The organism is Mycolicibacterium aromaticivorans JS19b1 = JCM 16368 (genome assembly GCF_000559085.1).
Classification (GTDB): Bacteria; Actinomycetota; Actinomycetes; order Mycobacteriales; family Mycobacteriaceae; genus Mycobacterium; species Mycobacterium aromaticivorans.
Map to the genome: position 1 here is coordinate 1,380,302 of NZ_JALN02000001.1, position 12,123 is coordinate 1,392,424.

General features: G+C 66.8%; 10 protein-coding genes. 6 read left to right on the forward strand and 4 right to left on the reverse strand.

Features of this window, described 5'->3' with window-relative positions:
• The first annotated feature begins 39 nt into the window (after positions 1 to 39).
• Together Y900_RS06710 and Y900_RS06715 are read left to right on the forward strand one after the other, a co-directional pair.
• Positions 40 to 471 carry a MarR family winged helix-turn-helix transcriptional regulator gene (locus tag Y900_RS06710; protein WP_036340442.1) on the forward strand — a complete coding sequence of 144 codons (432 nt, stop codon included), beginning with the start codon at positions 40 to 42 and terminating at the stop codon, positions 469 to 471.
• Positions 468 to 2,060: a phospho-sugar mutase gene (locus Y900_RS06715; protein WP_036340445.1), complete on the forward strand. Its 1,593-nt coding sequence runs from the start codon at positions 468 to 470 to the stop codon at positions 2,058 to 2,060. Before Y900_RS06710 ends, Y900_RS06715 begins: the two co-directional genes overlap by 4 nt.
• Here Y900_RS06715 and upp read toward each other — a convergent pair whose 3' ends face one another.
• Together upp and Y900_RS06725 are read right to left on the reverse strand one after the other, a co-directional pair.
• Positions 2,061 to 2,684, reverse strand: a complete 624-nt coding sequence (gene upp, locus Y900_RS06720) for a uracil phosphoribosyltransferase (RefSeq protein WP_036340448.1) — start codon at positions 2,682 to 2,684, stop codon at positions 2,061 to 2,063.
• Positions 2,685 to 2,705: 21 nt separating this feature from the next.
• A complete protein-coding gene (locus tag Y900_RS06725) occupies positions 2,706 to 3,278 on the reverse strand; it encodes a YdcF family protein (protein WP_036340451.1) in 573 nt (190 codons plus the stop codon).
• 44 nt (positions 3,279 to 3,322) lie between these two features.
• Between Y900_RS06725 and satS the strand changes: the two genes are divergently transcribed.
• Complete coding sequence (gene satS, locus Y900_RS06730) at positions 3,323 to 4,588, forward strand: protein export chaperone SatS (protein WP_036340454.1); 1,266 nt, start codon at positions 3,323 to 3,325, stop codon at positions 4,586 to 4,588.
• On the opposite strand, the gene Y900_RS06735 is transcribed toward satS, so the two are convergent.
• Entirely contained in the window at positions 4,589 to 6,094 is a 1,506-nt protein-coding gene (locus Y900_RS06735) for a PE-PPE domain-containing protein (protein WP_051659925.1), read from the reverse strand.
• A gap of 258 nt (positions 6,095 to 6,352) precedes the next feature.
• Between Y900_RS06735 and Y900_RS06740 the strand changes: the two genes are divergently transcribed.
• From Y900_RS06740 to Y900_RS06750, 3 genes are all read left to right on the forward strand, one after another.
• A complete protein-coding gene (locus tag Y900_RS06740) occupies positions 6,353 to 6,955 on the forward strand; it encodes a class I SAM-dependent methyltransferase (RefSeq protein ID WP_081845011.1) in 603 nt (200 codons plus the stop codon).
• Positions 6,956 to 7,033: 78 nt separating this feature from the next.
• The gene (locus Y900_RS06745) at positions 7,034 to 7,879 is read left to right on the forward strand and encodes a phytanoyl-CoA dioxygenase family protein (protein WP_036340456.1); all 846 of its coding nucleotides are present in this window, start codon (positions 7,034 to 7,036) and stop codon (positions 7,877 to 7,879) included.
• Positions 7,876 to 8,877 carry a Gfo/Idh/MocA family oxidoreductase gene (locus tag Y900_RS06750; RefSeq protein WP_036340458.1) on the forward strand — a complete coding sequence of 334 codons (1,002 nt, stop codon included), beginning with the start codon at positions 7,876 to 7,878 and terminating at the stop codon, positions 8,875 to 8,877. The genes Y900_RS06745 and Y900_RS06750 overlap by 4 nt, the downstream gene beginning before the upstream one ends.
• On the opposite strand, the gene Y900_RS06755 is transcribed toward Y900_RS06750, so the two are convergent.
• Positions 8,874 to 12,029, reverse strand: coding sequence for an MMPL/RND family transporter (locus Y900_RS06755; protein ID WP_051659926.1), 3,156 nt, complete (start codon positions 12,027 to 12,029; stop codon positions 8,874 to 8,876). The genes Y900_RS06750 and Y900_RS06755 overlap by 4 nt on opposite strands.
• Positions 12,030 to 12,123 lie beyond the last annotated feature (94 nt).

Here is a 12,123-nt window from a genome sequence, read left to right on the forward strand (position 1 = left end):
GCGATATCACTCACTAACTAGCAAGGTATAACTTGTAATATGACCGTAAGCATCGCACCGCCGGTAGCGGCCACCGAGCTGCGGGAGGCCATGATGGCGCTGGCCCGTCAGCTTCGCAGGCATCGCCCCGACAACGGGCTGACGCTCAGCCAGCTCGAGCTTCTCGGCGACGTGAGCCGCGCGGGGGTGACCACGCCCGCCGAGATCGCCGCCCGCCTGCAGGTTCGGGTGCAGTCATTGACCGACGGCATCAACGAGCTCGAGTCGCGCGGACTGCTGTCCCGCCGCCCGGACGACGCCGACCGCCGCCGACAGCTCGTCGAGCTCACCGGGGACGGATTGGAGCTGCTGTCGCGCGACCGGGCCCAGCGCGACGCGTGGCTGCAGGACATGATGCGTAGCCAGCTCTCCGAGCTGGAGTTCAATCTGTTGATGCTCACCGCACCGGTCCTGCGCAAGCTCGCCTCGTGACTGAAGAGGACTGGATCGCCCACGACCCCGATCCGGTAACGGCCGCCGAGCTGGCCGCCCTGGATCCCGGCGAACGCGCCGCCCGGTTCGCCCGGCCGCTGACGTTCGGCACCGCGGGTCTGCGCGGCCCGGTGCGCGGGGGCCCGGACTCGATGAACCTCGCCGTCGTGGTGCGCGCCACCTGGGCGGTGAGCCGCGTGCTGACCGAGCGCGGCTTCGGCGGTTCCACCGTCGTGGTGGGCCGAGACGCCCGCCACGGATCGGCGCAGTTCGCCAGTGCGACCGCTGAAGTGTTTGCCGCTCAGGGTTTTTCGGTGATCACGTGGGAGAATCCGGTGCCGACGCCGGTCGTCGCCTTCGCGGTCCGGCACCTCGGCGCTGCCGCCGGGGTGCAGATCACCGCCTCACACAATCCGCGTACCGACAACGGCTACAAGGTCTACTTCGAGGGCGGGCTGCAGATCGTCTCCCCCGCCGACCGGGAGATCGAAGCGGCGATCACCACAGCGCCGGCCGCCGACGAGATCCCGCGGCGGCCCGTGCACACTGCCGACGACACCCTGGTCGACGCGTACGTAGCCCGTGCGGCGACGGTGCGGCGGAGCGCCAACGGCAGTCCGCGAGTAGCGCTGACGGCCATGCACGGCGTCGGCGGTGAGCTCGCTCTGCGGGCCCTGCACGCAGCCGGATTCGACGATGTGCACACGGTGGCAAGCCAATTCGCCCCGGATCCGGACTTCCCGACGGTCGCTTTCCCCAACCCCGAGGAACCGGGCACGGCCGACGCGCTGCTGCAACTCGCCGGCGACGTGGGGGCCGACATCGCCATCGCGCTGGATCCCGATGCCGACCGTTGTGCCGTCGGCATTCCCGCTCCCGACGGTTGGCGAATGCTGTCCGGCGACGAAACTGGTTGGCTGCTGGGCGATTACATCCTGTCAACCCTTGACTCCGCAGATACCGCGACCAGTGTGGTGGCCAGCAGTGTGGTGTCGTCTGCGCTGCTCGGCAAGATCGCCGCCGACCACGGCGCCCGGCACGTCGTCACGCTGACCGGGTTCAAATGGCTTGCCCGTGCCGACGCCGGGCTGACCGGGTGCAGCCTGGTCTACGCCTACGAGGAAGCCATCGGTCATTGCGTCGACCCGGCCGCCGTACGGGACAAGGATGGTATCAGTGCCGCGGTGCTCGCCTGCGATCTGGTGGCACACGTTGCCGCCCAGGGCATGTCGCTCACCGACACCCTCGACCTGTTGGCCCGGCGTCATGGCGTGCACACCACCGCAGCACTGTCGCGGCGGGTGGCCGACGCCGACGAGGCGGCGGCGATGATGAACCGCCTCCGTCAAGACCCGCCCGCCGAACTCGCGGGCTTTGCGGTCAGCGCCACGGTGGACGGCGACGCGGTGTTCCTCACCGGCGGCGATCGGCAGACCACGGTGCGGGTGGTGGTCCGCCCCTCGGGGACCGAGCCGAAAGTCAAGTGCTACACCGAAGTCGGCGAAGCCGTCGGCGCCGATCTGGCCGCTGCCCGTCGGCGCGCGGCCGCCCTGCAGCAGCGGCTGCTGGCGAGCGCACGCAGCTGGTAGTCAGCGCGGGCCGAACTGGCGGTCACCGGCATCGCCGAGACCGGGCACGATGTAGGCGACATCGTTGAGGCCGTCGTCGATGGTCGCGGTGAACAGCCGCGCCGAGGGCGCGACTTTCGCCACTGCCGCAATGCCTTCCGGTGCGCAGACCACACACACCAGGGTGATGTCACGCGCGCCGCGCTGGTGCAGCAGCCCGATGGTGTGCGCCATCGAGCCGCCGGTCGCCAGCATCGGGTCGAGCACCATGACCGGTTGGGCGCTGAGGTCATCCGGCAGCGACTCCAAATACGGCGTCGGCTGATGCGTGGTCTCGTTTCGGGCCACCCCGACGAAACCCACCTTCGCTTCGGGGATCAGTGCGTGCGCCTGGTCGACCATCCCCAGCCCGGCCCGCAGCACCGGCACCAGCAGCGGCGGGGAGGCCAGCCGTGAGCCGGCCGTTTCGGCGATGGGAGTGCGGACGGTGGTCTCGGCGCACGCCGCGTCGCGGGTGGCTTCATAGACCAGCATGTGGGTCAGGTCGCGCAGCGCGGACCGGAAGGCCGCGTTGTCGGTGCGCTCATCACGCAGGGTGGTCAGCCGTGCTCTGGCCAGCGGGTGGTCGATGACGCACACATCCATGCGCAGTGACTGTATGAGGTCTCAGACCGAATCGCAGCCAACAAGCAACGCCTTGACCAACGCGCCGTACTGGTAGGCGTACTCCTTCGCCCACCGCCACAGCATGAAGTCATAGGACCGCGGCACCGGACGCATGATCACGTCGCCGTGGAAGCACTGATGAAAGACGTAGCGGGCGCGCACCATGTGGTAGTTCCACGACACCACGATCACGTGGCTCCAGTTGTGTTGCTCGGCAAGCCGAGCCACATACATTGCCTCGCCGCGAGTGGTGAACGGGTCGGGGATGAAGCACAGAACGGTGATGCTGCCGGTACTGGCCGCACACGCCTGCCGGAAGTCGGACAGCACGGCCGGCCGGTCCGAGTAGGCGTTGGACAGCAGCACCGTGCTGGCGTAACCCTGCCTGGCCAGCTGCAGGCCGTACTCCCAGCGGCCGTCGTCGTCGCCGCCGAGTACGACAATCGCGTCGGCTTTGGACAGCGGGTCCGCGTGCGGGCGGGTGAACAAGAAGTACCCCGTGACGGCCAGGATGGCGGCAATAGATACACCGGCCGTCGCCAGAATCGCCAGTGCGCGGCGCACCCTCCCCACGGGGGGCAGGCTACCCGCCAGCAAGCGTCGTTAGGCTGTGCGGCATGGCTGAGCTCGTTCCGGTGCGCGTTGGCGTGACCGCTGGTGACCTGTACACGCTGTGGGCGCCCCGCTGGCGCGACGGCGGCGACGAGTGGGAGGCGTTTCTCGGCAAGGACGATGACCTTTTCGCCTTCGAGTCAGTGGCGGACCTGGCCGCGTTCGTGCGCACCAACACCGACAACGACCTCACCGATCACCCCGCGTGGGAGGACCTGACCCAGGCCAACGCCCACAAGCTCACGCCGGCGCCGGACCGCGAAGTCGATCTGGTGGTCGTCGAGGAGCTGCTGTCGGAGAAGCCCACCGAAGAATCAGTGACCGCACTGGCCAACACGATGGCTGTCGTGTCCTCGATCGGTTCGGTGTGTGAGCTGCCCGCCGTGACGCGGTTCTTCAACGGCAACCCCAACCTCGGCCTGCTCTCGGGCGGCTACGAGCAGTTCAGCGGCAAGTCCGGGCTCAAGCGCTGGCGCGTCGTCGGCGACATCGTCGCCCGCGGCTGGGACAGCGTGCTGTCGGCGATCGACGAAGTCATCACGGTGCCCGAGGTCGACGAGCGGGCCGCAAAGCTGGCCGCCGACGAGCTCGAGGAGCCCTACGAGGAAGAGAGCGACGAGTCGGCCGACGCCGAGGTGGACGGCGAAGACTCCGGTGACGACGATTCGACGGCGGAGGAGGCCGAGGAGCGGGCACCGCAGGACGGCGTCGTGCTCGGCAGCCAGGAGGACTTCTGGGCCGAGGTCGGCATCGACCCGGTGCGCATCCAGGCCAGCTCGGGCACGTTCTACACGCTGCGCTGCTACTTCGATGACCGGCCGATCTTCCTGGGCCGCAACGGCCGGATCAGCGTTTTCACCTCCGAGCGCGCGCTGGCCCGCTACCTCGCCGACGAGCACGACCACGACCTGTCGGATTTGAGCACCTACGACGACATCCGGACCGCGGCCACCGACGGATCGCTGCGGGTCGACGTCACCGAGGACAACATCTACGTGCTGACCGGGCTATCGGACGACATCGCCGACGGTCCCGACGCAGTCGACCACGACCAGTTGGAGCTGGCGGTCGAGCTGGTGCGCGACGTCGGCGAGTACTCCGAGGAGGAGACCGTCGACAAGCTGCTGGCCGAGGACCGGCTGCTGGGCAAGCTCGTCGACTACGTGCTCGATCCCCAGGAGAACTCCCGACCGGCCGGCCCGTACACGGCCGCGGTCAAGGAGTGGGACGAGATCGAGCGCTTCGTCGAGTCGCGGTTGCGCCGCGAGTAGCTAGCTGCTGGACCCGGCGCTCGCCTTCGCGCGCTTGGAGCCGCCGACACCGTTGTTGTGGGTGGAGTTCGACGAGCTCGGGGACTGCGAGGACTGCGAGGACTTTGTCGCTGTCGACTTCGACGATGTGTCCTTGGACGACGTGTCCTTGCCTCCGGTCGCGGCCGCAGCGGCCGCGGTCTTCAGCGTCGTCTCGATCGTCGCCGTCGCCGTCGTGGTGGCCGTGGTGTGCGGTTTGAAGCCCGCCGTCGCCTTCGTCACGGTCGGCTCGGTGGCAGCCACCGCGGTCGTCTCAGTGGCTGCCGCCGCACTCGACGAGTCGGTGGTGGTATCCGGGGTGGTGTAGGTGACGTCGGGACCGCCGACGCCGTACGGCCCGGGCCGGGTCGTCCCGAACGGGCGCTTGCCGGTGAGGTCCTGAATGCCGTTGTCCCAGCCGGTGGGGATCGACACGACCAGGTTGCGGGCGAATGTCACCGGGTTGGGGAGGTACGTGACGTTCCATGACGTCGGTACACCCGGGCTGGTGGTGCGGTCGTATGACGACTCGATGATCACCCGCAGCGGAGCGTCCAAGGTGTCGGCGAACGCATGGCCCAGCGGCCCGAGCTTCTCCAGCGGCATCAGCAGCGGAAGCACCGGGGTGGAGATCAGGTAGTAGTGCGTGTCGCCGTACTGGCCCTGATCGATCACGCCCGGGTCGGTGAGGCTGGTGTCCTGGTAGATGCCGGCGAGGTGCAGGGAGTCGACGCCCATCATCGCGTTGGCGACCGCCAAAAGGTTCAACGGGTTCACCGGGAAATCCGACCAGCCGTCGTATTGGGCGGCGATGTCGGTCGTGGCGTACTGGGTGTCGGTCGGGGTGGATCCGTTGAACGTCGACCCGCCGAACGGCAGGCCGACCGGGATCGTGACGCCCTCGGGCCCGCGGGCGAGGAATCCACCGTTCGGGCGGTTGCCGTTGGCGGTCAGCACGAAGCTGACGTCGGGGCCCGTGCCGGGTGCGTATTCGGCTGCCAGCGCCCGCTTTTCGAGCGTCGAGATCGTCGAGCTCTGCGAGAAGCCGTACACGACGAACGTGTCGCCGGCAGCCGGCGCGACGGATCCCACCTGGCCGTTGTAGCTGCAGGACGTGGCCTTGATGCAGTTGTCGAGATTCTGCCTGCCCAGCGCCACCGACTGATCGAACGTCAACGTGCCGTTGTTCGGCGTGGACTGTTCCGGGGTGATGACGGCGACCGTGTTGTACGGGCCGCCGGGGACGCCGGTGCCGAGCGTCGATGCGGGCGCGACGTAGTTGCCGACCGCGCCGGCAATGTAGTCCTGTACGTACTGATCGGTGTCCTCGGCCGGAGACAACGAGTGCCCGGTTCCGCCCATCACGAGAACCGTTGCACCACTTGCGAGAAGCTTGAGGGCCGCTGTCGATGTCGACAGGAGAATCAAGGACAAGAATGCTGCCAGGGTGGCCGCCGCCACCGCCGCGCTGCGAGCTGCCAGTCGCATACGGGTCACTCCCCTTATTTTTTCGCCCACGCCCCCCGACCAGGCCTGCAAGACTCTATCAGCAAACGCCCTCTGGGGCACCAGACTCCTGCCGTACGGGCCGCCGAGATGGGCATCAGCGTGCGCACCTGCAGAGTTTGACCGGTCGGAAATTTACTTCGGCGTCGGTTCCCCCGCAAACCACATCCGGGCACCGTCCAGTGGGGTGCTAACCTTCGGAAACCTGTCACGGCACGAACAGTTGGGGTGAAACATCCAGTGAGCCGCGTCCACATCCCGAAGTTGGGGATCATCGCCGCACTGCGGCAGAAGACCGACTACAAGCGATGGGCCGACACCCGGAACCTCTACTCGGACTGGGAACCCCGCACGAAGCGGGCCGCCGAACTGATCCCGGCAGGCAGTCGGGTGATCGAATTCGGTGCCGGCACCCGAACCCTCGAGAAGCACCTCGATCCGTCGTGCAGCTACACCCCGTCGGATCTCGTCGATCGGGGCCCCGGGACGCTGGTGTGCGACCTGAACGAACGCCCACTGCCCAACTTGGGCACCGACACCTACGACGTCGCGGTGATCATGGGCGTCCTGGAGTACCTGCGCGACGTGCCGTCGGTGCTCGACTGGCTGTCCGCTTTCGTGCCGCGGGTCGTCATTTCCTACGGCTGCCCGGACAGCAATGACCAGTTCCGTCGCACCAAGCTCGGAGCGGTCGATCGGATCAGCCGCGGCTGGCTGAACAGCTACCTGGAAGAAGACATCCGCACGCTGTTCCGGGACCGCGGCTACGTCAGCTTGCACGAAGAGAACTGGGCAAACGTCGACGGGTACCAGCACCGGCTGTTCGTCTTCGCCACGCAGTAGCGCCAGCCTGACCCCTCGCAGCCAGCGCCGATACCCTGTAGCGTGGGGGCGCGGATTTCGCTGAGGGAGGTATCACTGGTGACGTCGACACTGACTGTGACGGACCTGCTGGCAAACGAGGGCATCGCCGATGTCACCGGACTGTGGCCCGTCGATATGGTCGAAGACTGGAATCGTCGCCTCGACCCGATCTTTGCTGGAACCGACGGTGAGCGACGGTCGTACGCGAGTGCCGATGCCTTGGCCGAAACCGGGATCTTCGCCGAACTGTTCAGTGCGCCGGCGCGTCAGCTCATCGCCGGGATCCACCCGTCGGCCCTGCTGTACCACTGCCACAGCTATGAGATCGCCGCCAACCAGGGTCGGCCGCACATCCACCGCGACAAGCCGCTGGGCTGGCACCGCGACACCGAGACGATTCGGTCCTACACCCCCGACTTCCCGTCTTTCATCAGCATTTTCATCCTCCTGTCGCCGGTCGGCGCCGACGACGGCGCATTCGAGTTCTATCCGCACCGGCCCAACAACGGGATGCGCGCCGGCGGTGACGCGGTACAGCTGGTCGGCCCGGTCGGCACCGCCGCGATGTGGAACCGCTCCTACTTCCACCGCGCCTCGCCGAACCGCGGTTCGGTGCGCCGCCGCGTGCTGAAGATCTCGTTCCAGCCCGCGGGCCTGCCGAACGACCGAATCGGGCTGCCCGAGTTCACCGACGCCCGCGCGCACCTGAGCGATCCGGCGCTGCTGGCCCTGATCGACGCGAACCGGGTGGGCACCACCACCCCGCTGACCGACCGCGGTGACATCCCGGCCGGCACCCCGCTGCCCCCGACGACGAAGAACGAACTGTCCCGGACCCAGGCGGCCTACATCCGCGCCCAGACCGTCGGTTTCCGGGCACTGGCCGCCGCGGGCGTTGTGTGACCCAGCCCAGTAGCCGGCTGCGGGCGCTGGTCGTCGGTTCCGGATACCGCGTTCGAAACGCTTTCCTGCCGGCGTTGAGCCTGCTCGACTCCCACATCGAGGTCGTCGGGGTCCACTCCCGCACCTATGCGAACGCGTCTCGCGCGGCCGAACTCTGGGGCGTGCCGCCGATCGAAGATCCCACGACGTTGCGCCCCGGCGACATCGACCTGGCCCTGGTGTCGGTGACGGTGACCAACAATGTCGCCGTGCTGAAGTCGCTGGCCCACCTGGCTCCCGGCGCCGCATTGGTGGTCGACACCCCCGGCGTCGGGCGTCTCGACGACCTCGCCCGGCTGGCCCAGTTCCGCCGGTGGTCGCCGATCCGGGTCGGTGAAGACTTCATGAACATGCCGCAGTATCGACTCGTCGGCGAGGCGATCCGATCGGGTGCGCTCGGTGAGGTGAGCCGAGTCGCCATGTCGCAGATGGGTTATCGCTATCACGCGTTGGCACTGGTTCGGTCATGGCTGGGACTGCTGCCGCCGACGTCGGCCCGAAGCCGCCGCGTCCCGGGCGGCGTGGACATCGAGTACCGATTCCGCGGCGGAAAGGTCGGCGAGGTCCACGAGCCCTACCGGCAGTCCGAGGGGTCGTTCTCCGTCACCGGCAGCACGACGACGCTGACCGGCGACCCGATGGGCCACCCGATCCCGGACCCCAAGGGCGCCAGCCTCCGTCGCGTCGAGGACGACAGCGGCATCACCGGGTTCACCATCGACGGGCTGGAAAAGCCGCTGCACATCGACCTTCCGTACCAGGCGGCGCTGCGCGAGATGAGGCTCGAGGACGACTCGGAGTTCAACCTGCTGCGCATAGACGGTCTGGCTCACGTGATTTCGTCGCTGTGGACCGATGACCCGGTGAACACCCGATACCGGCTCGAAGATGCGGTCGCCGACAACCTGGTGAGTTGGTCGGCGCGCGTGCTGCCCTGGGTGCTAAACCCGCGGTTCTAGTCGTCCCGCGTCGATCCGCCTTCCGCCTCCCAGGCGGATTCACCTTCGGTGTCATCGAAATCCTGCACGTCCGTCTCATGATGTTCGAGCACCGCGACCGGGGCGGTCGCCGCCTCACTCGCGGCGGCCCGCCTGGCGGCTGCGAATTTGATGCGGGGGGGCTTCGCCGGCCACCAGTTGGCGTCACCGACCAATACGGCGGCGGCGGGCACCGTCAGCGTGCGCACCAGGAAGGTGTCCAGCAGCAGCCCGACGCCGATCACGAAGCCGATCTGCGCGGCGGTGAGCACGCTGCTGACGGTGAGCGCCATCATCGACGCCGCGAAGATCAGGCCTGCTGAGGTGATGACGCCGCCGGTTGCGCCGACAGTGCGGATGACTGCTGAGCGCACACCGTATTTCGCCTCGTCGCGGATCCGGGATATCAAAAGCAGGTTGTAGTCGGCGCCGACCGCGACTAGCACCATGAACGCGATTCCCGGTACGCCCCAAGCCAATTCCTGACCCAGAATGAACTGGAACAAGACGACCCCGATGCCCAGCGCCGCGCCGTAGGACAGCACCACCGAGAGCACCAGATACAGGGGCGCGACGATCGCGCGCAGCAACACCACGAGGATGAGGAAGACCACGATCAGGGTCATGCACAGGATGTAGACGAAGTCGGAGTCGTAGAAGTCCCGGACGTTGGCGTTGATCGACGAGAAGCCGACCATCGAAATCTGGGAACCGGCGAGCTGCGTATTGGGTGTGGCCGCGTTCGCGGTGTTGACGATCTGCTTGGTCTGGTCCATCGCCTCGGTGCTGAACGGGTTGAGTGCCGTCTGGACCAGATAGCGCGCCGAGTGACCGTCCTCGGAGACGAACAGTTTGGCGGCCTTCTTGAACTCGTCCATCGTCAACACCTGCGGCGGGATGTAGAACCCCGACATCGGCGGATCGGCCGCCTCCCGCTTCATCGCCAACAGGAACGACGACGCCTGGTCCAGCCCCTGCCCCAGGTTGCGGGTCTGGTCTACCAGGGTCTGAACACCCACTGCGAGTTGACGACTCGAGTCGGCCAGCGTGTTGACGCCGGTGACCGCGTCGTTGAGTTTCTTCTCGACTCCGCCGGGCTGGCCCACGCCGAGTGAGCGCGCGGCGGAGGTCACCTTCAGGACGTTCTGGCTGAGATCGTGGACGGCCTGGTCGAGCTGTTGCGATCCGTCGGTCTTGGAGAGTTCCCGTGCGAATTCCTCGATGGACTTGACGGCCGGGGTGTTGGCAACGTCGACGATCTTCTGCAGATCCGACCGGGAGTTGACGCAGGCGGGATCCGCGTCGCACACCGGAGAAACGTTGAGCGCGTTGAGCATCGGTGCCGCCCAATCGCCGATGCCCGTGACTCGCAGAATGGTCAGCCCCAACGAGTCGCCCAGCGAGCGCATGCTGGTCACCAACGACGCGGTCTTGTCGATCTGGTCGAGTGTCTTGGCCCCGCCGTACTTCTGCGACATGGCGTCCAGAGCGCTGGTCAACCCGCGCACGCTGGCGATGGATCCCACCACCTGGGTACGGATCTGACCGAGGACGTCGGCCATCTTGCCTGCACCGCCGGAGAGCAGATTGAGGTTGTCGTCGTTGGTGTGGATCAGGTTGGACGCGTCACCGAGCTTGGTGCCGACCTCACCGGCCTGATAGGTGGTCTTGGCCTGCTCGAGCACCTCCCCGGTGGGCCGGGTGATCCCGCGCACCAGATCGATGTCGGGTAGCTGCGCGATCCGCGCGGCCATCTGCTCCATGTCGGCCAGCGCCTTGGGCGTGCGCAGGTCGTTCGGGGACTGGATGAACAGGAACTGCTGCAGCGTGCTGCTGATCGGGAAGTGTTTGTCCATCACCTCGTAGGCATGGTTGCTCGCGGAGTCCTGCGGCAAGTTCTTACGGTCGTCGTAGTTGAACTTCATCAGCGATGTCGTGGCTGCCAGCGCGCCCAGGATCACCACGCTGGTCCCCAGCAACAGCACTGGACGCCGGACGATCATCACACCGGATCGACGCCACAGCCGGCCGGTGATGTCGCGCCGCTGCTTGATCCATCCCCGCCGGCCGGCCAGCACGATGAACGCCGGCAACAGGGTGATCGAGGCCAGGAAGCCCACCAGAATCGTCACGGTCAGGGCAGGCCCGACGGTGGAGAAGATGGCCAGTTTGGTGAACGACATCCCGAGGAACGTCAGCGCGACGGTGCCCGCCGAGCCGGCGATCACCTCACCGATGGATGCCAGAGCTTCTACCAAGGCGTTGTCGGAGGCCATCCCGGTCTTGGTGAGCTCTTGATACCGGCTGTAGAGGAAGACGCCGTAGTCGATGCCGGCACCCATGATCATGCCGGTCATCAACATCATCGTCTGCGGACCGAGCCCGAGCCCGAGTTCGCCGAGGCCGGCAACGGCCTGTTGCGCGACAACGAGTGATATGCCGATGGTGATCAACGGCATCAGCATCGCGATCAGGCTTCGATACACCAGCAGCAGGATCGTGAACACCAGCCCGACCGTGGCGATCTCGATCATGTGCTGATCGCGGGCGCCGATCGCGTTCATGTCCTCGATCGTCGAGGCACCACCGACCACGTTGACCTGCAGCGAGGAACCTTTGGCCTGCTGGTTCGCGGTATCGATGACGTGGCGGTAGGCCTCCTGCCCCTCGGGGGTGCCCATGGTTCCCGTCATGCTGACCGGCAGGTTCCAGGCCTTGCCGTCCTTGCTGGTCATCACCTCTTTCAACTCCGGGGTGCGCACGAAATCCTGAAGCGACGAGACGTTCTTGGTGTCGTCCTTGAGCTTGTCGACGATCCGCCGGTAGGCGTCCTCGTCGGCCGGGGTCAGCCCGTTGTCGTTGCTGAGGATGATCGCGGCGAAATTGCCCGCGTCCGCTTCGTGGAAGGCTTCCTGCATCTTCTTGACCGAGACGAGCACCGGCGCGTCTTTGGGCAGGAAATCCGGCGGGTTGCGGGCCGCTACAACAGCCAGCGGGGTGATGAGGGCCAGCAGAGCGCCGGCCAGAACGAGCCAAGCAGCGATCACGAGCAGAGGGTGGCGAACGATCACCCGACCCAAGCCCGTGAGGAGCTTATGTGGTGACACGCCCCTCAAAACGGCGCGCTTGGACATCACACCAAGTTACATCGCACTGGTAGGCGCAGACGTATCACGAGGTGGCAGCGCAATTCGTGGCGGCCGTCGATCCGCAAATCGGATGGTACGC

Bases quoted from the DNA above. Each gene is read 5' to 3' on its own strand.
- upp (WP_036340448.1), bottom strand. From the start codon at position 2,684: ATGGATGTGTGCGTCATCGACCACCCGCTGGCCAGAGCACGGCTGACC.
- satS (WP_036340454.1), top strand. From the start codon at position 3,323: ATGGCTGAGCTCGTTCCGGTGCGCGTTGGCGTGACCGCTGGTGACCTG.
- Y900_RS06735 (WP_051659925.1), bottom strand. From the start codon at position 6,094: ATGCGACTGGCAGCTCGCAGCGCGGCGGTGGCGGCGGCCACCCTGGCA.
- Y900_RS06755 (WP_051659926.1), bottom strand. From the start codon at position 12,029: ATGTCCAAGCGCGCCGTTTTGAGGGGCGTGTCACCACATAAGCTCCTC.
- Y900_RS06710 (WP_036340442.1), top strand. From the start codon at position 40: ATGACCGTAAGCATCGCACCGCCGGTAGCGGCCACCGAGCTGCGGGAG.